The organism is Bacillus sp. JK74 (genome assembly GCF_053663395.1).
On record NZ_JBSJQB010000003.1, the window covers coordinates 239,397 to 262,245 of the forward strand.

At 46.9% G+C, this 22,849-nt stretch carries 20 protein-coding genes, 2 tRNA genes and 1 other annotated feature; of the genes, 20 read left to right on the forward strand and 2 right to left on the reverse strand.

Features of this window, described 5'->3' with window-relative positions:
- Positions 1-82: 82 nt before the first annotated feature.
- The 7 genes from ACWJJ5_RS11350 to ACWJJ5_RS11380 all read left to right on the forward strand — a co-directional run bounded on the left by ACWJJ5_RS11350 (position 83) and on the right by ACWJJ5_RS11380 (position 3,965).
- On the forward strand, positions 83-1,168 hold the full coding sequence (locus ACWJJ5_RS11350; protein ID WP_003152582.1) for a GerMN domain-containing protein: 1,086 nt from the start codon (positions 83-85) through the stop codon (positions 1,166-1,168).
- 109 nt (positions 1,169-1,277) lie between these two features.
- The gene (gene rph / locus ACWJJ5_RS11355) at positions 1,278-2,015 is read left to right on the forward strand and encodes a ribonuclease PH (RefSeq protein ID WP_003152583.1); all 738 of its coding nucleotides are present in this window, start codon (positions 1,278-1,280) and stop codon (positions 2,013-2,015) included.
- An 11-nt stretch (positions 2,016-2,026) separates the two neighbouring features.
- Positions 2,027-2,623, forward strand: coding sequence for an XTP/dITP diphosphatase (locus tag ACWJJ5_RS11360; protein ID WP_095315571.1), 597 nt, complete (start codon positions 2,027-2,029; stop codon positions 2,621-2,623).
- A gap of 15 nt (positions 2,624-2,638) precedes the next feature.
- Positions 2,639-3,148: a YfcE family phosphodiesterase gene (locus ACWJJ5_RS11365; RefSeq protein WP_038459402.1), complete on the forward strand. Its 510-nt coding sequence runs from the start codon at positions 2,639-2,641 to the stop codon at positions 3,146-3,148.
- Between the two features lie 113 nt (positions 3,149-3,261).
- Positions 3,262-3,335 (forward strand) — tRNA-Arg (locus ACWJJ5_RS11370).
- A 121-nt stretch (positions 3,336-3,456) separates the two neighbouring features.
- Positions 3,457-3,530, forward strand: a tRNA-Arg gene (locus ACWJJ5_RS11375).
- A 249-nt stretch (positions 3,531-3,779) separates the two neighbouring features.
- The gene (locus tag ACWJJ5_RS11380) at positions 3,780-3,965 is read left to right on the forward strand and encodes a hypothetical protein (RefSeq protein WP_007408136.1); all 186 of its coding nucleotides are present in this window, start codon (positions 3,780-3,782) and stop codon (positions 3,963-3,965) included.
- A 39-nt stretch (positions 3,966-4,004) separates the two neighbouring features.
- Here ACWJJ5_RS11380 and ACWJJ5_RS11385 read toward each other — a convergent pair whose 3' ends face one another.
- Positions 4,005-4,355, reverse strand: coding sequence for a hypothetical protein (locus tag ACWJJ5_RS11385; protein ID WP_020954258.1), 351 nt, complete (start codon positions 4,353-4,355; stop codon positions 4,005-4,007).
- 422 nt (positions 4,356-4,777) lie between these two features.
- Positions 4,778-5,029, forward strand: a binding site (T-box leader).
- Positions 5,030-5,148: 119 nt separating this feature from the next.
- Here ACWJJ5_RS11385 and ilvB point away from each other — a divergent pair.
- The 13 genes from ilvB (at position 5,149) to yihA (ending at position 22,246) form a co-directional block, all read left to right on the forward strand.
- Positions 5,149-6,873: an acetolactate synthase large subunit gene (gene ilvB, locus ACWJJ5_RS11390; protein WP_060387298.1), complete on the forward strand. Its 1,725-nt coding sequence runs from the start codon at positions 5,149-5,151 to the stop codon at positions 6,871-6,873.
- A complete protein-coding gene (gene ilvN, locus ACWJJ5_RS11395) occupies positions 6,870-7,388 on the forward strand; it encodes an acetolactate synthase small subunit (RefSeq protein ID WP_003152598.1) in 519 nt (172 codons plus the stop codon). The genes ilvB and ilvN overlap by 4 nt, the downstream gene beginning before the upstream one ends.
- Positions 7,389-7,410: 22 nt before the next feature.
- Entirely contained in the window at positions 7,411-8,439 is a 1,029-nt protein-coding gene (ilvC, locus tag ACWJJ5_RS11400) for a ketol-acid reductoisomerase (RefSeq protein ID WP_007408142.1), read from the forward strand.
- Positions 8,426-9,982 carry a 2-isopropylmalate synthase gene (locus ACWJJ5_RS11405; RefSeq protein ID WP_454022410.1) on the forward strand — a complete coding sequence of 519 codons (1,557 nt, stop codon included), beginning with the start codon at positions 8,426-8,428 and terminating at the stop codon, positions 9,980-9,982. The genes ilvC and ACWJJ5_RS11405 overlap by 14 nt, the downstream gene beginning before the upstream one ends.
- Positions 9,983-10,002: 20 nt before the next feature.
- The gene (gene leuB / locus ACWJJ5_RS11410; protein ID WP_146284273.1) at positions 10,003-11,100 is read left to right on the forward strand and encodes a 3-isopropylmalate dehydrogenase; all 1,098 of its coding nucleotides are present in this window, start codon (positions 10,003-10,005) and stop codon (positions 11,098-11,100) included.
- Between the two features lie 49 nt (positions 11,101-11,149).
- Positions 11,150-12,568, forward strand: a complete 1,419-nt coding sequence (gene leuC, locus ACWJJ5_RS11415) for a 3-isopropylmalate dehydratase large subunit (RefSeq protein WP_007408145.1) — start codon at positions 11,150-11,152, stop codon at positions 12,566-12,568.
- Positions 12,569-12,583: 15 nt separating this feature from the next.
- Positions 12,584-13,183 carry a 3-isopropylmalate dehydratase small subunit gene (leuD, locus tag ACWJJ5_RS11420; protein WP_007408146.1) on the forward strand — a complete coding sequence of 200 codons (600 nt, stop codon included), beginning with the start codon at positions 12,584-12,586 and terminating at the stop codon, positions 13,181-13,183.
- A gap of 117 nt (positions 13,184-13,300) precedes the next feature.
- Positions 13,301-14,305, forward strand: coding sequence for a DNA damage checkpoint antagonist DdcA (gene ddcA, locus ACWJJ5_RS11425; RefSeq protein ID WP_070082174.1), 1,005 nt, complete (start codon positions 13,301-13,303; stop codon positions 14,303-14,305).
- A gap of 216 nt (positions 14,306-14,521) precedes the next feature.
- Positions 14,522-15,796, forward strand: coding sequence for a trigger factor (tig, locus tag ACWJJ5_RS11430; RefSeq protein WP_003152618.1), 1,275 nt, complete (start codon positions 14,522-14,524; stop codon positions 15,794-15,796).
- A 271-nt stretch (positions 15,797-16,067) separates the two neighbouring features.
- Complete coding sequence (clpX, locus tag ACWJJ5_RS11435) at positions 16,068-17,330, forward strand: ATP-dependent protease ATP-binding subunit ClpX (RefSeq protein WP_003152620.1); 1,263 nt, start codon at positions 16,068-16,070, stop codon at positions 17,328-17,330.
- A 149-nt stretch (positions 17,331-17,479) separates the two neighbouring features.
- On the forward strand, positions 17,480-19,138 hold the full coding sequence (lonB, locus tag ACWJJ5_RS11440) for an ATP-dependent protease LonB (RefSeq protein ID WP_003152622.1): 1,659 nt from the start codon (positions 17,480-17,482) through the stop codon (positions 19,136-19,138).
- Positions 19,139-19,337: 199 nt separating this feature from the next.
- On the forward strand, positions 19,338-21,662 hold the full coding sequence (lon, locus tag ACWJJ5_RS11445) for an endopeptidase La (protein WP_454022411.1): 2,325 nt from the start codon (positions 19,338-19,340) through the stop codon (positions 21,660-21,662).
- Positions 21,659-22,246, forward strand: a complete 588-nt coding sequence (yihA, locus tag ACWJJ5_RS11450; RefSeq protein ID WP_003152626.1) for a ribosome biogenesis GTP-binding protein YihA/YsxC — start codon at positions 21,659-21,661, stop codon at positions 22,244-22,246. The genes lon and yihA overlap by 4 nt, the downstream gene beginning before the upstream one ends.
- A 32-nt stretch (positions 22,247-22,278) precedes the next feature.
- On the opposite strand, the gene ACWJJ5_RS11455 is transcribed toward yihA, so the two are convergent.
- The gene (locus tag ACWJJ5_RS11455; protein WP_014305520.1) at positions 22,279-22,770 is read right to left on the reverse strand and encodes a hypothetical protein; all 492 of its coding nucleotides are present in this window, start codon (positions 22,768-22,770) and stop codon (positions 22,279-22,281) included.
- Positions 22,771-22,849 lie beyond the last annotated feature (79 nt).

Sequence of the window (22,849 nt, forward strand, 5' to 3'; positions counted from 1 at the left end):
CGGGTTTTTTTGCGCTTCCCGGTCTATTTCCCGGACAGGGCTCGTATACATCATAGTACAAACAGCCTTAGGAGGGAAAAGTATGCTGAAAAAAGGACCTGCAGTTATTGCTGCAACATGTCTTACTTCGGCTTTTGTGTTATCTGGATGCGGTTTGTTTCAATCCGATAAAACAGCCGGGGAAATTGACCCGCCTCAAGACATTTCATATGTAAAGGATGAAGCGGGAATTCAGGCAAAACCAAAGCAGTCAGAGAAAAACGGCACTTCTAAAGCCGACCAGCCGGCCAATACAGTCATGCGAGAACTGTATCTGATTGATAAAAACGGCTATGTCGCAGCACAGACACTGCCTCTTCCGAACAGTGAGGGAACCGCAAAGCAGGCCCTTGAGTACTTGGTTCAGGGAGGGCCTGTATCAGAAATCCTGCCGAACGGCTTCAGAGCGGTGCTCCCTGCGGATACGACGGTAAATGTCGATATTAAAAAAGATGGAACTGCCGTCGCTGATTTTTCGAAGGAATTTAAAAACTATAAAAAAGAAGACGAACAAAAAATCCTGCAATCGATTACATGGACGCTTACCCAATTCAGCTCAATAGATAAAGTCAAAATCAGAATCAACGGGCACGAATTGAAAGAAATGCCGGTGGGCGGCACGCCGATTACGGGCGACTTAAGCAGAAAAGACGGGATTAATATTGAAACGGCCGGAGTGAATGATCTGACAGACACCCATCCGCTGACTGTATATTATCTGGCGGAAACAGAGACAAGCGAATACTACGTGCCTGTTACAAAACGGATTGACAATTCGGAAACAAATGACATCACGGCTGCCGTTGAACAGCTCACCGACGGACCGGGCAAAGCAAGCGGGCTTTTGACGGACTTTAATAACGATGTTAAGCTTCTCAGCAAGCCGAAAGTGAAAGACGGCCAGGTTACACTGGACTTTAACAGCTCTATTTACGGAAGCGCCGACGAAAAAACAAAAATGGTGTCATCGGGCGTACTGGACAGCATCGTTCTCACGTTAACCGAACAGCCGTCGATTAAAAGTGTTTCTATAAAAGTAAATGGAAAATCAGAACTGGTGAATGAAAAAGGAGAATCCCTTTCAAAACCTGTTTCGAGGCCGGCACAAGTGAATACGGGTAGTTTTTAATTTGCGATTTTTGATATACTAGTAAAAAAGAGGTTAGCGTTCCGGCTGCCTCTTTCTTTATTCACAATCCGGAACAAAAGGTTTATGTACATATAATCGGAGGTAAAATATGAGACACGACGGAAGACAGCACGATGAGCTGCGCCCTATCACATTTGATTTGGATTTTATCACTCACCCGGAAGGCTCTGTTTTAATTACAGCGGGAAATACAAAGGTCATCTGTAATGCATCTGTGGAAGACCGGGTGCCGCCATTTTTACGCGGCGGAGGAAAAGGCTGGATCACAGCGGAATACAGCATGCTTCCCCGCGCGACGAATCAAAGAACGATAAGAGAATCTTCAAAAGGAAAGGTCTCCGGCAGAACGATGGAAATTCAGCGGCTGATCGGGCGCGCGCTCCGGGCCGTCGTTGATTTGGAGAAGCTCGGCGAACGGACGATCTGGATCGACTGTGACGTCATTCAAGCTGACGGCGGAACAAGAACGGCTTCCATTACCGGCGCATTCTTGGCAATGGCCATTGCGACCGGCAAACTCGTAAAAAGCGGCGTTATCAAAACCTCTCCCGTGACAGATTATCTCGCGGCCATTTCTGTCGGGATGGATAAAGAAGAAGGCCTTCTTTTAGATCTGAATTATGAAGAGGATTCGGCGGCTGAAGTCGACATGAATATCATCATGACGGGAAGCGGACGTTTTGTAGAGCTTCAAGGGACGGGCGAAGAAGCCACATTCTCCCGTGAAGATTTAAACGGACTGTTAAGCCTTGCCGAAAAAGGAATCCAGACGCTTATTCAAAAGCAAAAAGAAGTGCTGGGAGAAACATTGCCTGAACTGAAATAAGAAAGAGGGGCCTGATCAGCGTGAAAGAAGTCATTATTGCGACACACAATCAGGGAAAAGTGAAAGAATTCAAGGAAATACTCGAACCGAAAGGCTACAGCGTCTCTTCTTTGGCGGAAATCGGATTTACGGAAGAAATTGAGGAAACCGGACATACCTTTGAAGAAAACGCCATCTTAAAAGCGGAAGCCGTGGCAAAAGCCGTCAACAAAATGGTCATTGCAGACGACTCCGGTTTATCAGTGGACAACCTTGGAGGCAGACCGGGCGTTTATTCAGCCCGTTATGCCGGAGAAGCAAAAGATGATAAGGCGAATATGGACAAGGTGCTGTCAGAATTAAAAGGCATCGAAAAAGAGCAGCGCACGGCCCGTTTCCGCTGCGCCCTTGCCGTCAGCATGCCGGGGCAGGAAACAAAAACGGTCGAAGGTCATGTTGAAGGGTATATTGCGGAAGGACCCGAAGGAGATAACGGGTTCGGCTATGATCCCATTTTTATTGTAAAAGATAAAGATAAAACCATGGCCCAGCTGACAAGCGCTGAGAAAAACAAAATCAGCCACAGGGCTGAGGCGCTCAAGAAACTGTCAAAGCTGCTTGATTCATAAGGGGGAGCGTATGCAATGAAAGTGCTGATAATAAGTGACAGTCACGGCCTTGAAGACGAGCTGGAGACGATTGCAAAGCGGCACGAAGACGAAGCGGATCTGATGATTCATTGCGGTGATTCAGAGCTTGACGCCGCACATCCGGCGCTCACGCCGTATCACACGGTAAAAGGCAATTGCGACTTTGGCGGCGGGTTTCAGGATGAACTCCTTCTGGACGCCGGCTCAAAGAAAATTCTGGCCGTTCACGGGCATCTTCACGGCATTAAACAGTCACTTTTAACTGTTTTTTACCGGGCGGAAGAGCTTGGGGCGGATATCGTCTGCTTCGGCCACTCACATATTGCCGGGAGTGAAGTGCTTCGGGGCAAGCTTTTGATTAATCCGGGCAGCATTCGTCTTCCGAGAGTCCGCAATGTGAAAAGCTATGCCATTCTTACTCTTACAGAAAGAGAAGGCGCCGTGACATTTTACGACGAAACGGGTCGGGAATTGAAGGACTTGGGGAATACAATCAGTTTTTAACAAGTGATGGGGGAGATTTCATTCTTCCCCATCAAAAGTTTTTAAAAAAATATTGACTTATGATTTGAACCTGTATATAATAAATCTTGTCGCTGATACATAAAGCAAAAGCTGTCCCAGTAGCTCAGCTGGATAGAGCAACGGCCTTCTAAGCCGTCGGTCGGGAGTTCGAATCTCTCCTGGGACGTACAAAAAAAGAGCTGGTGACATCAGAGTGAAAACTGATGCCGCTGGCCTTTTTTATCGGATGACTATATTGTCAATTCGCTGATATCATGGTAAAATAATCAGCAGATATTTGTTTTCATGTCCCAGTAGCTCAGCCGGATAGAGCAACGGCCTTCTAAGCCGTCGGTCGGGAGTTCGAATCTCTCCTGGGACGTATAAAAAACCTCAAGCCCTGACAATGGGTTTGAGGTTTTTTTGTATTTTATTTTTATTTTACGAAACAAAAGTTCCGTATTTGATGAAAATTGTAAAGTAATTTTAATATAAATGAAACTTAATGTAATATTTACCGTAATAAATATATGTATAAAGATACTTAAGGCGCCCTTGAGTGATAAATTATCTGATTTCTATCATACGTTTTGTCGGTGATTGTTAGAAAGACAGCAGGAGGAATTAGCTTTTGAAGTACGCATTTGCATATAAAAATCACAATATAGAAACGATCTTTTGCGGAAAAGACGAGCTGTTTGAGGAACTGAAACAATTTTTAATCACTCAATGCGGTTTAATCATTGTTGAGGTTTCAAGGGCTGATTACTATACGGAGCAGGAAATGAATCAGTGGAATGACCGTTATACTCTGTGAATAAGAAAAGAAACCGGCCGTGTGAGACCGGTTTTTGTATCATCTGAATCCGCTCGGAGCGCTGAAGCCCCCGGCATGGCCGCTGAAACCGCCTCCGAGCGCGCCGGGATGTGCCCCGGCGCCGAGGCTTCCGCCGACGTCACTGAAGGTTTGGCCGTAGTACCCGGATGTATAAGGGTACGGAACGAATTGCTGTCCGGCGAATGACAGCGTGCTTTGCGGGGTCTGCTGTCCGTATCCGGATGACGGGAATCCCTGCTGAAAAGAAGGGCCGCCTTGATATGGTGCTGTATGCATCGGGGCCGGAGGATAGTAAGACTGCGGCGGTAAGACCGGTAAAGGCGGAAATCCAGGAGGCAGGCCCTGCATGCCTGATAACATCTTATTCATGACATCACTCATTTCTTACGAGATAAGAACAGTGTATGCGTATGTCTGTATAAAGAGCCTGTTCAATCGAACGGAATATCTGACAAGCATGCCGGAAGGACAGAGAAAAATCGTGTAATAAAATGTGACATATTCGTATATGAACGGAAAAATTTCATGTAATCTTGAGAGATTAATAAAAAAATGATAAAAACTTTTAATATTTACAGATCCCTTTGTACCAGTAATGAAAGCGTATACAAAGTAGATTGATTAATCTAAATTGTCTAATAATTATAAAAATGCTGTTGACACTGTCTGCAAACGGGCGTAATATGAGTTCAAACAAAAATAAATAAATGATTCACGCTAAAAAGAAAAATCATAAAACACTGAAAAAACAAACAAATGAAGGTTCTTTTTTAATAAAAGAGCTGCCATAATAAAAAGCGCAGAAGAGGATAAGTAGCTTTGCTGAAGTTTTTCACAGAGAGCCGGTAACGCTGAGAGCCGGTAAAACAAATCAAAGTGAACTCCCCTCAGAGTGCCGGTCTGAAATGTAAAGAGTAGGACTCGGCCGAGTGAACGCAATGTTTACTCGTTATCAAAACGGATAATCATTATCCATGAGACGGTCTGCATATGACCGTAAACAAGGGTGGTACCGCGGAGAGCAAAGCCTTTTCGCCCCTTTTGGCTATCGCATGAAATGCTTGGCTGAATGTGGGTGGGAAGGCTTTTTTATTTGCGTCAGCCGGCGCTGCGTTTTATGAATTGGATTTTAGAAGGGAACATTGAAAAGGAGGAACTGAAAATGGGCACAAATGTACAGGCGGATTCTTTGTCTGCCGATTGTACAAAAACAATGAACGGGGCTCTGATGCTGATTGAATCATTAAAGAAAGAAAATGTCGAGATGATCTTCGGCTATCCGGGGGGAGCCGTCCTTCCGATTTACGATAAACTGTATCAATCAGGATTGGTTCACATCCTGCCCCGCCACGAGCAAGGCGCGATCCATGCGGCAGAAGGGTATGCGAGAGTCTCCGGAAAGCCGGGGGTTGTGATTGCTACCTCCGGACCCGGAGCGACAAATTTAGTTACCGGTCTTGCGGATGCGATGATTGATTCACTGCCGCTCGTAGTGTTTACCGGTCAGGTGGCCACTTCGGTCATCGGCAGCGACGCTTTCCAGGAAGCCGACATTTTAGGAATTACGATGCCGATTACGAAACACAGCTACCAAGTCCGCCGTCCGGAAGATCTCCCTCGTGTGATTAAAGAGGCGTTCCATATCGCCACGACGGGAAGACCGGGCCCGGTATTAATTGATATACCGAAGGATGTCGCAGCATTTGAAGGAGAATTCAGATATGATCACGAGATCAATCTTCCGGGTTATCAGCCGGTAAAAGAGCCTAACTATCTGCAGATCCGAAAGCTCGTGGAAGCTGTCAGCAGTGCGAAAAAGCCGGTTATTTTAGCCGGAGCGGGTGTTTTGCATGGTAAAGCTTCAGAAGATTTAAAAAATTATGCCGAACAGCAGCAAATTCCGGTAGCGCACACGCTTCTCGGTCTGGGCGGTTTCCCGGCAGACCATCCTCTTTTTCTGGGAATGGCGGGGATGCACGGCACATACACAGCGAATATGGCGCTTTACCACTGTGACTTGCTGATCAGCATAGGAGCGCGGTTTGATGACCGCGTGACCGGAAATCTGAAGCATTTTGCAAAATCGGCCAAAGTAGCGCATATCGATATTGATCCTGCTGAAATCGGAAAAATTATTGAAACGCAGATTCCGGTGGTCGGCGACAGTAAAATCGTCCTTCAGGAATTATTGAAGCAAAACGGAAAACAGGGACAGACAGAGGAATGGAAACAGCAGCTTTCAGAATGGAAAGAAGAATATCCCCTTTGGTATACAGACGACAGAGAAGAGGGCTTGAAACCCCAAAAGCTGATTGAGTATATTCACCAATTCACAAACGGTGAGGCGATTGTGGCGACGGATGTCGGCCAGCACCAGATGTGGGCGGCTCAGTTTTATCCTTTCCGAAAGGCTGATAAGTGGGTGACCTCGGGGGGGCTCGGCACAATGGGCTTCGGCCTTCCGGCGGCTATCGGAGCGCAGCTGGCCGATCGTAACGCCACGGTCGTTGCCATCCTCGGAGACGGCGGTTTCCAGATGACCCTTCAGGAATTAGATGTCATCCGGCAGCTGAATCTTCCTGTCAAAGTGGTTATCTTGAACAACGAATGTCTGGGCATGGTCAGACAGTGGCAGGAAATCTTCTATGAAGAACGCTATTCTGAATCCAAATTCTCGGCGCAGCCTGACTTTGTCAAATTGTCAGAAGCCTACGGCATTAAAGGCGTCCGGATTTCATCGGAAGAAGAGGCGGAAGAAGAGCTTAAAAAGGCGCTTTCATCAAAAGAACCGGCCGTTATTGACGTCCGGGTCGCCAAAAGCGAGAAAGTATTCCCGATGATCGCGCCGGGTAAAGGACTTCATGAAATGGTGGGGGTGAAACCTTGAAACGCATTATCACATTAACGGTGGTCAACCGCTCGGGGGTATTAAACCGGATCACCGGCCTGTTTACAAAAAGACACTATAATATCGAAAGCATCACTGTAGGCCACACGGAAACAAGCGGTGTTTCAAGGATTACATTTGTCGTCCATGTGGAAGGCGAAAATGACGTAGAGCAGCTGACAAAGCAGCTTAACAAACAAATTGACGTCCTGAAAGTGACGGATATTACAAACCAATCGATTGTACAGCGTGAGCTGGCATTAATCAAAGTTGTTTCCGCACCGTCGGCCAGAACGGAAATCAATGGAATCATTGAGCCGTTCAGAGCTTCTGTCGTTGATGTCTCAAGAGACAGCATCGTCGTTCAGGTTACCGGCGAATCTAATAAAATCGAAGCGCTCATAGAGCTTCTCAAACCTTACGGAATTAAAGAAATCGCGAGAACGGGCACAACGGCTTTTGCGAGGGGAACCCAGCAGAAGGCGTCATCCAATAAAACAATTTCAATTGTATAACACAAAAAAGGGAGAGATTAAAATGGTAAAAGTATATTATAACGGTGATATCAAAGAGAACGTATTGGCAGGTAAAAAAGTAGCGATTATCGGTTACGGTTCACAAGGTCATGCACACGCGCTGAACTTAAAAGAAAGCGGAATTGATGTCATTGTCGGCGTCAGACAAGGCAAATCATTTACACAGGCCCAAGAAGACGGTCATCAAGTCTTTTCGGTAAGAGAAGCGGCTGCGCAGGCTGATATCATTATGGTTCTTCTTCCGGATGAACAGCAGCAAAAAGTATATGAAGCTGAAATCAAAGATGAATTGACGGCGGGCAAGTCATTGGTATTCGCACACGGATTTAACGTCCATTTCCATCAGATCGTGCCTCCTGCTGATGTGGATGTATTCCTTGTCGCCCCTAAAGGACCTGGACACCTTGTCAGAAGAACATATGAACAAGGCGCGGGCGTACCGGCATTGTTTGCCATCTACCAGGATGTATCAGGCGAAGCGAAAGATACGGCTCTTGCTTATGCAAAAGGAATCGGCGGAGCGCGTGCGGGGGTTCTTGAAACAACATTTAAGGAAGAAACGGAAACAGATTTGTTCGGTGAGCAGGCTGTTCTGTGCGGAGGTTTAACGGCGCTTGTCAAAGCGGGTTTTGAAACGCTGACAGAAGCCGGCTACCAGCCTGAACTCGCATACTTCGAGTGTCTGCACGAACTGAAGCTGATCGTAGACTTGATGTATGAAGAAGGATTGGCGGGCATGAGATACTCTATCTCCGATACGGCTCAATGGGGAGACTTTGTATCAGGACCGCGCGTAGTCGATGCGAAGGTAAAAGAATCGATGAAACAAGTATTAACGGATATTCAAAACGGTACATTCGCAAAAGAATGGATCGTGGAAAACCAAGTGAACCGTCCTCGTTTCAATGCGATCAATGCAAGCGAAAACGAGCATCAGATTGAAAAGGTCGGCAGACAGCTTCGTGAAATGATGCCGTTTGTCAAACAAGGCAAGAAGAAGGAAGCGGTGGTCTCCGTTGCGCAAAATTAATGTTTTCGACACGACCCTTCGTGACGGTGAACAATCTCCCGGGGTCAACCTCAATTCCCGGGAGAAACTGGCGATAGCCAAGCAGCTTGAAAGACTCGGGGTGGACATTATTGAAGCGGGATTTCCCGCTTCATCCCGAGGTGATTTTTTAGCCGTGCAGGAAATCGCAAGAACGATTAAAAATTGTTCGGTAACAGGGCTTGCCCGATCTGTCAAAGGTGATATCGACGCAGCCTGGGAAGCGCTGAAAGACGGGGCCAGCCCGCGCATTCACATCTTTATCGCCACCTCTGACATTCATCTGAAGCATAAGCTGAAAATGACGCGGGAAGAGGTTAAGAAAAAAGCGGTTGAAATGGTGAAGTATGCAAAAGAACGCTTTTCGATCGTTCAATGGTCAGCAGAAGACGCATGCCGCACCGAACTTCCGTTTCTGGCTGAAATCGTAGAAGAAGTGATTGATGCCGGCGCGAGCGTCATCAACCTGCCGGACACTGTAGGTTACCTGACGCCGGCTGAATACGGAAACATCTTTAAATATATGAAGGAACACGTTCCGAATATCAGCCGGGTAAAGCTCTCAGCCCATTGCCACGATGATCTCGGAATGGCGGTTGCCAACTCACTTTCGGCAATTGAGAACGGCGCTGATCAAATTGAATGCGCCATTAACGGCATAGGAGAAAGAGCCGGGAACGCCGCGCTAGAGGAAATCGCCGTTGCGCTTCATGTCAGAAATGACGCGCATCAAGCCGATTCATCTCTCAATCTTCATGAATTGAAGCGGACGAGTGATCTTGTCAGCAAACTGACGGGCATGGCCGTTCCCCGCAATAAAGCAATCGTCGGAGATAACGCTTTCGCACATGAATCCGGCATTCACCAAGACGGTTTCCTGAAAGAAAAATCAACATATGAAATCATTTCACCGGAACTTGTCGGCGTGACTGCTGATGCGCTCGTACTCGGAAAGCATTCCGGACGCCATGCGTTCAAAGACCGCCTGAATGCGCTTGGATTCCAGTTTGATAGTGAGGAAATCAATAAATTTTTTACGATGTTTAAAGAACTGACCGAAAAGAAAAAAGAAATCACCGATGATGACTTGATTTCTCTTATTTTAGAAGAAAAAGTGACGGACAAAAAAATCGGCTATGAATTTCTGTCTCTGCAAGTGCATTACGGGACGTCTCAGGTGCCGACTGCAACAGTCTCTTTGAAGAATCAGGAAAACGAACAGCTGATGCAAGAGGCGGCAACGGGGGCGGGCAGCGTAGAAGCCGTTTATAATACGCTCGGGCGCTGCATCGATAAAAATATTGAACTGACAGACTACCGCATCCAATCCAACCGGAAAGGCGAAGACGCGCTGGCTCAAGTTTATGTCAGAGTGACCGTGAACGGAAAAGAAACATCAGGGCGGGGAATCGCGCAGGATGTTCTGGAAGCTTCTGCTAAAGCTTATTTGAACGCCGTGAACCGGCAGTTGGTGCTGGATTGCAATTTAGACGGATTAAAGAGACGGACTGCGGTCGGCTCGTAATAGAAAGGAGAACGTTTGATTTGAAAAAACGCATTGCTTTGCTTCCCGGTGACGGAATCGGACCGGAAGTGGCGGAATCAGCGGCAGATGTATTGAAAAGCGTTGCCGAACAATTCGGACATGAATTTGAATTTGAAAACGGACTGATCGGGGGAGCAGCCATTGACGCCCATCAAAACCCCCTTCCTGAGGAGACGGTGGCTCTTTGTGAAAGATCCGACGCCATCCTGCTCGGGGCAGTCGGCGGACCGAAATGGGACCAAAATCCTCCGGAGCTCAGACCGGAAAAAGGCCTGCTCGGCATCAGAAAAAAACTCGGCCTGTTTGCGAATCTGCGTCCCGTGACCGTATTTGAAAGCCTGTCTGAGGCGTCTCCGCTGAAAAAAGAATATATCAGCGGCGTCGACTTTGTAATCGTCAGGGAACTGACGGGCGGCCTCTACTTCGGAGAACCGAGCAGACAGTATGTCAATGAAGCGGGAGAAAAGGAAGCGGTCGATACCCTTTTTTATAAGAAAGAAGAAATCGCACGCGTTGTCAGAGAAGCCTTTAAGATGGCTGCCGGCAGAAAAGGAAAAGTGACGTCCGTTGATAAGGCGAATGTGCTTTCTTCAAGCAGGCTGTGGCGGGAAACGGCAGATGAAATCGCAAAAGAATTTCCTGATGTGACGCTTGAACATATGCTTGTCGATAATGCCGCGATGCAGCTCATCTACGCTCCGAGCCAGTTTGACGTCATCGTAACAGAGAATATGTTCGGCGATATTTTAAGCGATGAAGCCTCAATGCTGACAGGCTCGCTCGGCATGCTGCCGTCAGCCAGTTTATCAAGTTCAGGTCTTCACTTGTTTGAACCCGTGCATGGATCTGCGCCTGACATCGCCGGTAAAGGGATGGCCAATCCGTTTGCGGCGATTTTATCAGCGGCGATGCTTTTGAGAACTTCTTTCGGACTTGAAAACGAAGCGCAGGCGGTGGAAAGAGCGGTCGCAAAGGTGCTTGCAGATGGCAGCCGTACACGTGATATCGCCCGGGACGGCCAATATGCCGGAACGCATGACATTACTGAAAAAGTAAAAGCCGCATTAGCCGGCTCGAATACAAAATCTATAGTGTGACGCTTTAAAGAAAGCGGTCTTAGTTCATAGGTAGAGGGAGGAAACAAAGATGATGCCTCGAACAATCATCGAAAAGATTTGGGATCGGCATGTTGTAAAAAGCGGTGAAGGAAAACCCGACCTTCTCTATATTGATCTGCACCTCATTCATGAGGTTACGTCTCCTCAGGCGTTTGAAGGGTTAAGGCAGAAGGGAAGAAAGGTCAGACGGCCGCAGAACACATTCGCGACGATGGACCACAATATTCCGACCGTCAACCGTTTTGACATTAAAGATGAAGTCGCAAAGCGCCAAGTAACCGCGCTTGAACGGAATTGCGAGGAGTTCGGCGTCCGTCTTGCGGATCTTCACAGCGCAGACCAGGGGATCGTTCACGTGGTCGGGCCTGAGCTTGGTCTGACACTTCCGGGAAAAACGATCGTTTGCGGAGACAGCCATACATCGACTCACGGCGCGTTCGGAGCGCTTGCCTTCGGTATCGGCACAAGTGAGGTGGAACATGTTCTTTCCACACAGACATTATGGCAGCAGCGGCCGAAAACGCTTGAAATCCGCGTTGACGGAACGCTCCAAAAAGGAGTGACAGCGAAGGATGTCATCTTGTCGGTCATCGGAAAATACGGGGTGAAATTCGGTACCGGATATGTCATTGAATACACCGGGGAAGTATTCAGAAACATGTCTATGGACGAACGCATGACCGTCTGCAATATGTCAATAGAAGCGGGAGCACGGGCGGGACTGATCGCTCCAGATGACACGACGATTGAATACTGTAAAAACCGTAAATACGCGCCAAAAGGCGAGGAATTTGAAAAAGCCGCCGCAGAATGGAAAGCGTTAAAAACCGATCCGGGCGCCGTATACGATCATTCCATCGTGTTAGACGGCAGCGAGATTTCTCCAATGGTAACATGGGGCGTCAATCCCGGCATGGTTCTTCCGGTCGATGCCCAAATACCGGCGCCGGAAACGATTGATTCTGAAGACGGTAAAAAAGAAGCCATCCGCGCGTACGAATACATGGGAATTTCACCGAATCAAAAAATTGAAGATATTAAAGTCGAGCATGTGTTTATCGGCTCCTGTACAAATTCGCGGATGACCGATCTTCGCCAGGCTGCGGATATGATCAAAGGCCGAAAAGTCGCCGACAGCGTCAGAGCCATTGTGGTGCCGGGTTCTCAAAGCGTGAAACAGCAGGCCGAGGAAGAAGGGCTGCATCGCGTGTTTCTCGAGGCCGGCTTTGAATGGAGAGAATCAGGCTGCAGCATGTGCCTCAGTATGAATAATGATGTCGTGCCTGAAGGGGAACGATGCGCTTCCACTTCCAACCGCAACTTCGAAGGCAGACAGGGAAAAGGCGCGAGAACACACCTTGTCAGCCCGGCGATGGCGGCAATGGCGGCCATTCACGGGCATTTCGTCGATGTAAGAAAGTTTTATCAAGAAAAAACAGTTGTGTAAGGAGTGCGCGAAAAGATGGAACCTTTAAAAACGCATACGGGAAAAGCGGCCGTCTTAAACCGGATCAACGTCGATACGGACCAGATTATTCCGAAACAGTTTTTGAAAAGAATTGAAAGAACCGGATACGGCAGATTCGCGTTTTTTGATTGGAGATACCTTGAGAACGGTGAGCCTGACCCTGAATTTGAATTAAACCGTAAAGTCTATGAAGGCGCGTCCATATTAATTGCCGGAGAGAATTTCGGCTGCGGATCATCCCGTGAACACGCTCCTTGGGCGTTGGATGATTACGGCTTCAAAATCATCATTGCTCCGTCATTTGCCGATATTTTTCATCAAAACTGTTTTAAAAACGGTATGCTTCCCATCCGTATGCCGTATGATCAGTGGAAAAAACTCGCCGGCCAATATGAAAATCAGTCTCTTAACATGACGGTTGATTTGGAAAACCAGCTCATTCATGACAGTGAAGGAAAAGAGATTTCATTTGAAGTCGATCCTCACTGGAAGGAAATGCTGATTAACGGTTATGATGAAATTTCATTAACACTTCTGCTGGAGGACGACATTCAGCAGTTTGAATCGAAAAGGAGTTCATGGCTTCAAGCCTGAAAAAAGCTGCCCGGCATCTGTCCGGCAGCTTTTTTTACCGTGTGCATCATCCTTTCTTGTGTTTCATGACGCGTGTTGATACACTTGAACAAAATAGCGCCTGAAAGGAAATAAAGTATGACGCATGACAAGAAAAAAGCTGATATCATTCCTTTCCCCCGTCTGAAAGAACGCTTGGTTGATAAAGGGATGGCCGCCATGAAGGATAAACAGTATGAGGAGGCCCTCGAACTGTTTTCAGAGGCGGTAAGCCACGGCGATACCGAGTCCGACGTACATTTAGGCATGGCGATTTGTTTTCTGGAACTCGGGGAATTGGAAGAAGCAAAACAAGTTTGCGAGAAAATGCTGAATGAAGGGTACGGCCATTATTTCACCGTGCTGCAGGTGTACATGACCATTTTAATTCAGCTGAAACAATATGAAGAAGTCAAAAGCACAATTGAAGCTGTGCTGGAAGAAAACCAGCTGCCCGCAGAAAGTGCGGAGCAATTCTACCGGCTGCTCGAATTCAGCCGCAAAATGACCGATCCCGATCAGCAGGATGAGGCGTGGGAGGAGGAATACGAGGACATTCTTGATGCGGAAAAAGTGCTGAACAGCCCCGCTGAACAAATGAATCTGATTCATTCTCTTAAAGACCGCAATATTGCAAAATACACGGGTCTCTTAAAAACAATTCTTCAAGATCCGGGCGCGCATCCGCTTATCAAGACGATGATTTTGACGCTGATGGCGGAGCATGACTACAGCAAGCCGGTTCATATTACAAAATTCGGCGATTCAATGACCGCGGTTCCGAGTGAAACGGTTCAGCCTGATGCAGCTCCGATTTTGCATCGCGTTCTTCGGGTGCTTGATGAAACGCTCGGCAATGAAAACCCTACATTATACGCTGCCGTCGAGGAGCTGTGGAGAAGGCATCTGTACGTCCTGCACCCTTTTATGCCGAAGTTTTTGAACGCGGATTTATGGGCGGCTGCGCTTCATAAGGTCGGTTACGAGATGCACGGCATTGACATTGAGCCGGAGGAACTTCATATGATGTACGAGTTTGACAGCCGCGAACTCGAAGAAGCCTGCACGATGATTAAGGATATTGAAGAAATTTCTTATTTGTAAATCACACCATATAGTTGAAAGCAGTAGGTGTTATGTTATAATATAGTGGTTGTATTTATGTATAGCGGTTTAACTGAAATGAGAATTACGGTTGGACAGGCTGCCAGTTCATTACATAATGATTCTGATTCAAAGCGGTTTTTTCTTTGACAAAGCCGCGGATTGCTTTAGAATGGAAGACCGACACAACCTGAATAGATTTTTGGAGGGAAACACATGTCTGTAAAATGGGAAAAACAAGAAGGCAACGAAGGCGTATTAACGGTTGAAGTTGATGCGGATACGTTCAAAACAGCTCTTGATGATGCATTTAAAAAAGTAGTAAAACAGGTTTCTATTCCTGGATTCCGCAAAGGGAAAGTTCCCCGCGGTTTATTCGAACAGCGTTTCGGCGTTGAAGCTCTTTACCAGGATGCTTTAGATATTTTACTTCCTGTAGAATACCCTAAAGCGGTTGAAGAAGCCGGCATTGAGCCTGTAGACCGCCCTGAAATCGATGTTGAAAAAATCGAAAAAGGCGAAAGCTTAATTTTCACTGCAAAAGTGACTGTAAAACCGGAAGTGAAACTTGGCGATTACAAAGGCTTAGGAATCGAAAAAGATGACACTGCCGTTACTGACGAAGATGTACAAAACGAACTTAAAGCGCTTCAAGAGCGTCAGGCTGAGCTTGTCGTGAAAGAAGAAGGCGCTGTTGAAAACGGCGATACAGTCGTTCTTGACTTCGAAGGTTTCGTTGACGGCGAAGCGTTTGAAGGCGGAAAAGCTGAGAACTACTCACTTGAAGTAGGATCAGGTTCATTCATCCCGGGCTTCGAAGAGCAGTTAACAGGCCTTGAAGCAGGCGCTGAAAAGGATGTTGAAGTAACATTCCCTGAAGAGTATCACGCTGAAGAGCTTGCCGGAAAACCAGCTGTTTTCAAAGTGAAAATTCATGAAATCAAAGCGAAAGAGCTTCCTGAGCTTAATGACGAATTCGCAAAAGACATTGACGAAGAAGTTGAAACGCTTGCTGAATTAACTGAGAAAACAAAAAAACGCCTTGAAGAAGCAAAAGAAAACGAAGCTGACGCTAAATTGCGTGAAGAGCTTGTTCTGAAAGCATCTGAAAACGCTGAAGCTGATGTTCCTCAAGCGATGATCGACACTGAGCTTGACCGCATGCTGAAAGAATTCGAACAGCGTCTGCAAATGCAAGGCATGAACCTTGAGCTTTACACTCAATTCTCAGGCCAAGACGAAAACGCGTTAAAAGAGCAAATGAAAGAAGATGCCGCAAAACGCGTAAAATCAAACCTGACTCTTGAAGCGATTGCTCAAGCTGAAAACCTTGAAGTAACGGACGAAGAAGTTGAAGCTGAGCTGACTAAAATGGCTGAAGCTTACAACATGCCGGTTGAAAACATCAAGCAGGCAATCGGTTCAACTGACGCGATGAAAGAAGATTTAAAAGTTCGAAAAGCAATTGATTTTCTTGTAGAAAACCGTTAATATGGTTCATAATAATAGACATAATAAAACAGGGCGCGATTAATTCGTGCCTTGTTTTGTACAATTATGATATAACTCTTTTTCTTGGGGCAAGATAGTCATTGCCGGGCTGTTTTTCGTCATACATATAGAATGTGCAAGTGCGAAACACATTGTTACCGTCTTACTGGAAAGTATGGTAAAATGCAATACATACTCGATCGTAGCAAGAACCGTTTTCTTTTGCCCTTCAGGTAAAAGAAAAAGTGAGACAAGATTAAGGGGTGAAAGAATGTTTAAATTCAACGAGGAAAAAGGACAATTGAAATGCTCGTTCTGCGGAAAAACGCAAGATCAGGTTCGTAAGCTGGTTGCAGGACCGGGTGTATATATATGCGACGAATGTATTGAGCTCTGTACAGAAATCGTAGAGGAAGAGCTTGGTACAGAAGAAGAAGTCGAATTTAAAGACGTTCCGAAGCCGCAGGAAATCCGTGAGATTCTGAATGAATATGTCATCGGACAGGATCAGGCGAAGAAATCACTTGCGGTTGCGGTATACAACCATTACAAACGCATCAATTCCAACAGTAAAGTGGATGATGTTGAGCTTTCTAAAAGTAATATTTCTTTAATCGGACCGACTGGAAGCGGGAAAACACTTCTTGCCCAGACGCTTGCGCGTATTCTGAACGTTCCGTTTGCGATCGCGGACGCTACATCTCTGACTGAAGCCGGATATGTCGGTGAGGACGTAGAAAACATCCTCCTCAAGCTGATTCAGGCAGCAGACTATGATGTGGAAAAAGCAGAAAAAGGCATTATTTATATCGATGAAATCGATAAAGTAGCGCGGAAATCTGAAAACCCGTCCATTACACGCGACGTATCAGGCGAAGGCGTTCAGCAGGCGCTGCTGAAAATTCTTGAAGGAACGGTTGCAAGCGTGCCGCCTCAAGGAGGACGTAAACATCCTCATCAGGAATTCATCCAGATCGATACGACGAACATTCTGTTCATTTGCGGCGGTGCATTTGACGGCATTGAACAAATCATCAAACGCCGTCTCGGACAAAAAGTCATCGGCTTCGGCTCAGATAATAAAGCGGCGGACCTGGAAAAAGAAGAACTGCTTTCTAAAGTTCTCCCGGAAGACTTGCTCCGTTTCGGTCTGATTCCTGAATTCATCGGCCGTCTTCCTGTCATTGCAAGCCTTGAGCAGCTTGACGAAACGGCACTGGTTGAAATTCTGACTAAACCGAAAAACGCACTCGTCAAACAATACAAGAAAATGTTAGAACTTGATGATGTCGAGCTTGAATTTGAAGGCGAGGCATTATCTGAAATTGCGAAAAAAGCGATCGAGCGTAAAACAGGCGCACGCGGCCTGCGTTCTATCATTGAAGGCATCATGCTTGACGTCATGTTTGATCTGCCGTCCCGTGATGATATTGAAAAATGTGTCATTACCGGAGCGACAGTCGCAGACGGTGAAGCGCCGCGTCTTGTATTAAAAGACGGCACTGTTGTTGGCCAAGATAAAACATCAGCATAACACGACAAAACCTCCTGACCCGATTTGATCAGGAGGTTTTTTTCTTGTCCTGACCCTTCTGAAAATGTTTATTCCGGGCTTTGCTGGGAGATACTAGCGGACAGAGGAATGAATTGGATACATAAATCGTTTTTTCAGGAGGGACCAGTATGAGTTGGACAGGGATCGCATTATTTGTACAGCTGTTTTTCGGGATAGTCATCGGACTATATTTTTGGAATCTGCTCAAAAACCAGCGAACACAAAAAGTGACGATAGATAAAGAATCAAAAAAGGAAATGGAACAGCTGCGCAAAATGCGCGCCATCAGTTTATCAGAACCTTTATCAGAAAAGGTGCGGCCGAAAAGCTTTCAGGACATTGTCGGCCAGGAAGACGGAATTAAAGCGTTAAAAGCAGCGCTTTGCGGACCGAACCCGCAGCACGTCATTATTTACGGTCCTCCGGGAGTCGGTAAAACGGCTGCGGCGCGGCTGGTATTGGAAGAAGCGAAAAAACATAAACAGTCACCGTTTCAAAAGCAGGCTGTTTTTGTTGAACTTGATGCGACGACCGCGCGGTTTGATGAACGGGGGATTGCCGATCCGCTTATCGGTTCAGTGCATGATCCGATTTATCAGGGAGCGGGTGCGATGGGCCAGGCGGGCATTCCGCAGCCGAAACAGGGGGCTGTGACTCATGCGCACGGCGGGGTATTGTTTATTGATGAAATCGGCGAGCTTCACCCGATTCAGATGAATAAAATGCTGAAGGTGCTTGAAGATCGAAAAGTATTTTTAGACAGTGCGTATTACAGTGAAGAAAATACGCAAATACCGAATCACATCCATGATATTTTTCAAAATGGGCTTCCGGCAGATTTCCGTTTGATCGGAGCGACAACGAGAATGCCGACTGAAATTCCGCCGGCCATCCGTTCGCGCTGTCTTGAAGTATTTTTCCGCGAGCTGGAAAAGGATGAACTTAAAATCGTTGCGAAGAAAGCAGCCGACAAAATTCAGAAAGAGATTTCTGATGAAGCTCTCAGCGTGCTGACCGCATATACGAGAAACGGACGTGAAGCCGTCAATATGATCCAGATCGCCGCCGGCATGGCGGTGACTGAGGACAGAAAAGAAATCACGACAGAAGATATAGAATGGGTTGTTCATTCCAGTCAGCTCACACCTAAAAATGAGCAGAAAATCGCCGATGAACCGCAAGTCGGCATCGTGAACGGACTCGCCGTCTACGGGCCGAACAGCGGCGCATTGCTGGAAATCGAAGTGAATGTCACACCGGCGCAGGACAAAGGAAGCCTGAATATCACGGGAATTGCAGAGGAAGAAAGCATCGGCAGCCAATCGAAGTCGATCCGCCGCAAAAGCATGGCGAAGGGATCTGTGGAAAATGTTCTGACGGTTCTCCGCACAATGGGCATCAAACCTTCAGACTATGACATTCACGTCAATTTTCCGGGCGGAGGCCCGATTGACGGACCTTCAGCAGGTATCGCGATGGCCGCGGGGATTTTTTCCGCGATTCACCGCATCCCGATCGACCATACGGTGGCGATGACGGGAGAAATCAGCCTGACGGGGCTTGTCAAACCGATCGGCGGCGTCATTCCGAAAATTAAAGCCGCAAAACAGGCCGGAGCAAAAACGGTCATTATCCCATATGAAAATCAGCAGTCCATTCTGAAACGAATAGACGGAATCACCATTAAAGCGGTAAAAACGTTCCAGGAAGTGCTTGACGTCATATTGGTTGACCCTCCTTCAGAACAAAAACCGTTTGATATCCAAATGAATAAAGAATCTGTATAAACCCCATTTTTATAATGGGGTTTTTTTATGGAGGACATCTTTTCCTTTTTCAGAACAGAAAGAAAGGGTATACTACGAAGAGACTGTTTTATATACAGGGCAGGCGGATAAGCCGATTAAAGCCCGATCCCGGAATTGTACAACGATGAAAAAGTTGTATTATAATGGTTCATACTAAAGTCACGGAGGTGTCAGTCACATGGCAGAAGATACAAAACGCAGCATCCCGCTCCTCCCTTTAAGAGGCTTATTGGTATACCCGACAATGGTTTTACATTTAGATGTAGGCCGTGACAAGTCGGTTCAGGCTCTTGAACAGGCAATGATGCATGATCATATGATTTTTTTAGCCACTCAGCAGGATATTTCGATAGACGAACCGGGTGAAGAGGATATTTTCGCCGTCGGCACTTATACAAAAATTAAACAGATGCTGAAGCTGCCCAACGGTACGATCAGAGTGCTTGTAGAAGGCATTCAGCGGGCGCAGATCCTTGAATACACCGAACTCGAAGATTATACTTCGGTCGATATACAGCTGATGCATGAGGATGATTCAAAAGACGTGGAAGACGAAGCGCTTATGCGGACGCTGCTGGACCATTTTGACCAGTACATAAAAATTTCTAAAAAAATCTCCGCAGAAACGTATGCGGCTGTGACTGATATTGAAGAGCCCGGCAGAATGGCGGATATCGTCGCTTCTCATCTCCCGCTGAAATTAAAGGACAAGCAGGACATTTTAGAAACGGCGGATATTAAAGAACGTCTGAATAAGGTCATTCGTTCCATTCATAATGAAAAAGAAGTGCTGGAGATTGAGAAAAAAATCGGTCAGCGCGTCAAACGTTCGATGGAACGCACTCAAAAGGAATACTATTTGCGTGAACAGATGAAAGCCATTCAGAAGGAGCTTGGCGACAAAGAAGGAAAAACCGGCGAAGTTCAGTCGCTCACGGAAAAGATAGAAGAAGCAGGCATGCCTGAGCGTGTCAAAGAAACGGCGCTTAAGGAATTAAACCGTTACGAAAAAGTGCCGTCAAGCTCAGCGGAAAGCTCTGTTATCCGCAACTATATTGATTGGCTCATCGCCCTTCCGTGGTCGGATGAAACAGAAGATAAACTTGATATTAAAAAAGCCGGGGAAATCTTAGATAAAGAGCATCACGGCTTAGAGAAAGTGAAAGAGCGGATTTTGGAGTATTTGGCCGTGAAACAGCTGACGAAAACGCTGAAAGGGCCGATTCTTTGTCTCGCCGGACCTCCGGGAGTCGGTAAAACATCTCTTGCAAAATCAATCAGTACGAGCATGGGACGCCGTTTTGTGAGAATTTCACTGGGCGGAGTGCGCGATGAGTCTGAAATCCGCGGGCACCGGCGCACATACGTCGGGGCGATGCCGGGCCGGATTATCCAGGGAATGAAAAAAGCCGGCAAACAAAATCCGGTCTTTCTCCTCGACGAGATCGACAAAATGTCGTCTGATTTCAGAGGCGATCCGTCTTCGGCGATGCTTGAGGTGCTGGATCCGGAACAAAACAGCACATTCAGCGACCACTATATTGAAGAGACGTTCGATTTATCGAAAGTGCTGTTTATCGCGACTGCGAATAACCTTGCTTCCATCCCGGGCCCTCTCAGAGACAGAATGGAGATTATCAGCCTGTCAGGCTACACTGAAAACGAAAAGCTGGAGATCGTGAAAGACCACCTGCTTCCGAAACAAATCAAAGAGCACGGGCTCACAAAGAGCAGCCTGCAGATTCGGGATCAGGCGATTACGGACATCATCCGCTACTACACGAGGGAAGCCGGCGTGAGAACGCTTGAACGCCAGATTGCCGCCATTTGCCGAAAGGCTGCGAAAGCCATTGTGTCTGAGGAGAGAAAACGCATTACCGTTACAGAGAAAAATCTGGCCGACTATCTCGGAAAACGGATATTCAGATACGGACAGGCGGAAACCGAAGATCAAATCGGGGTTGTCACGGGGCTCGCGTATACGACGGTCGGCGGAGATACGCTGTCAATCGAAGTGTCATTGTCACCGGGAAAAGGAAAGCTGATTCTGACCGGGAAGCTTGGAGATGTCATGCGGGAATCAGCGCAGGCCGCTTTCAGTTATGTCCGCTCGAAAGCGGAACAGTTCGGAATCGACCCGAAATTCCATGAGAAGTATGACATTCATATCCATGTCCCTGAAGGAGCGGTGCCGAAAGACGGCCCTTCTGCCGGAATTACGATGGCCACGGCGCTCGTTTCAGCATTAACGGACCGTGCGGTAAAACGCGAAGTCGGTATGACGGGAGAAATCACGCTGCGGGGCCGCGTGCTTCCGATCGGCGGACTGAAAGAAAAGGCGCTCGGCGCGCACAGAGCGGGCCTGACCACGATTATTGCGCCTAAAGATAACGAAAAAGATATAGAGGATATTCCAGAAAGCGTCAGAGAAGGACTGAAGTTTATATTCGTTTCTCACCTGGATGACGTTTTGGAACATGCCTTAGTAGGAGAGAAGAAATGAAAGTCACAAAGTCAGAAATCGTGATCAGCGCGGTCAAACCTGAGCAGTACCCAGATGGGGGGCTTCCGGAAATCGCGCTGGCGGGAAGATCAAATGTAGGAAAGTCATCTTTTATCAATTCATTAATCAATCGGAAAAACTTGGCCAGAACGTCATCAAAACCGGGGAAAACACAGACTTTAAACTTTTACATCATCAATGATGAATTGCATTTTGTCGACGTTCCCGGGTACGGATTTGCGAAAGTTTCCAAAAGCGAGCGGGAAGCATGGGGGAGAATGATTGAAACCTATATGACGACCCGCGAAGAGCTGAAAGCCTGCGTGCAGATTGTCGACCTCAGGCACGCGCCGTCTGCTGAAGACGTGAACATGTATGAATTCCTGAAGTATTACGGCATTCCCGTCATCGTTATCGCGACAAAAGCGGATAAGATTCCAAAAGGAAAATGGGACAAGCACTTAAAGGTTGTCAAACAGACGCTTGATATGGATCCTGAAGATGAGCTGATTTTATTTTCCTCTGAAACGAAAAAAGGCAAAGATGAAGCATGGGGAGCCATTAAAAAAATGATCAGCCGGTAATGAAAAACCCAAAACGCAGTGCGTTTTGGGTTTTATCGTATAGTTTTGTTCCGCTTGATAAACAATAATAAAAGGCTGATTCCGATGAAAACATACGGCCAGTATGTTTTGAAGTGTTCCGTCGGAATATGGACGGACTCCAGCCACGCCGTAATTTGTTTAAAGAAGTATAAAAAGAGGGAAAAACCAATCATGGCAGCCGCTTCGTATACATATTCTTTTCTGGCAGCCGCAAATAAGGAGAATCCGAAGACGAAGAGAATCATTTCAAAATCTCCCGGCCACCATGAGAGCTCAGGTTTGGCGAAAAAGTGTAAACCTATGCCGAAAAGAAGCATGCCGATCAGGACGTGAGGCCCGGCCGCTTCCTTTTTGCCCTGATACAAGAGCACGGCCCCCAAGAGCATAAGGAGCACCGGCCATTCCCCCTGATTCGCAAACAGGTGAACCTGTCCGCTCTGAAGCCATGCGAATAATGAAGCGGCTAGCAGAAGTCCCGGTAATAAAATTGATGTTTTTTTCATCCTGTCACCTACCCGCAGTAAAGGATTTTTAGTATGATGATTACAGTGGAAACGCGCTTTTTATACTATAGCATAACAT

What these genes read in the sequence shown, in the direction of transcription:
- ACWJJ5_RS11350 (WP_003152582.1), top strand. Translation starts at nt 83, where the DNA reads ATGCTGAAAAAAGGACCTGCAGTTATTGCTGCAACATGTCTTACTTCG.
- rph (WP_003152583.1), top strand. Translation starts at nt 1,278, where the DNA reads ATGAGACACGACGGAAGACAGCACGATGAGCTGCGCCCTATCACATTT.
- ACWJJ5_RS11365 (WP_038459402.1), top strand. Translation starts at nt 2,639, where the DNA reads ATGAAAGTGCTGATAATAAGTGACAGTCACGGCCTTGAAGACGAGCTG.
- ACWJJ5_RS11385 (WP_020954258.1), bottom strand. Translation starts at nt 4,355, where the DNA reads ATGAATAAGATGTTATCAGGCATGCAGGGCCTGCCTCCTGGATTTCCG.
- ilvB (WP_060387298.1), top strand. Translation starts at nt 5,149, where the DNA reads ATGGGCACAAATGTACAGGCGGATTCTTTGTCTGCCGATTGTACAAAA.
- ilvC (WP_007408142.1), top strand. Translation starts at nt 7,411, where the DNA reads ATGGTAAAAGTATATTATAACGGTGATATCAAAGAGAACGTATTGGCA.
- leuC (WP_007408145.1), top strand. Translation starts at nt 11,150, where the DNA reads ATGATGCCTCGAACAATCATCGAAAAGATTTGGGATCGGCATGTTGTA.
- leuD (WP_007408146.1), top strand. Translation starts at nt 12,584, where the DNA reads ATGGAACCTTTAAAAACGCATACGGGAAAAGCGGCCGTCTTAAACCGG.
- ddcA (WP_070082174.1), top strand. Translation starts at nt 13,301, where the DNA reads ATGACGCATGACAAGAAAAAAGCTGATATCATTCCTTTCCCCCGTCTG.
- tig (WP_003152618.1), top strand. Translation starts at nt 14,522, where the DNA reads ATGTCTGTAAAATGGGAAAAACAAGAAGGCAACGAAGGCGTATTAACG.
- clpX (WP_003152620.1), top strand. Translation starts at nt 16,068, where the DNA reads ATGTTTAAATTCAACGAGGAAAAAGGACAATTGAAATGCTCGTTCTGC.
- lonB (WP_003152622.1), top strand. Translation starts at nt 17,480, where the DNA reads ATGAGTTGGACAGGGATCGCATTATTTGTACAGCTGTTTTTCGGGATA.
- lon (WP_454022411.1), top strand. Translation starts at nt 19,338, where the DNA reads ATGGCAGAAGATACAAAACGCAGCATCCCGCTCCTCCCTTTAAGAGGC.
- yihA (WP_003152626.1), top strand. Translation starts at nt 21,659, where the DNA reads ATGAAAGTCACAAAGTCAGAAATCGTGATCAGCGCGGTCAAACCTGAG.
- ACWJJ5_RS11455 (WP_014305520.1), bottom strand. Translation starts at nt 22,770, where the DNA reads ATGAAAAAAACATCAATTTTATTACCGGGACTTCTGCTAGCCGCTTCA.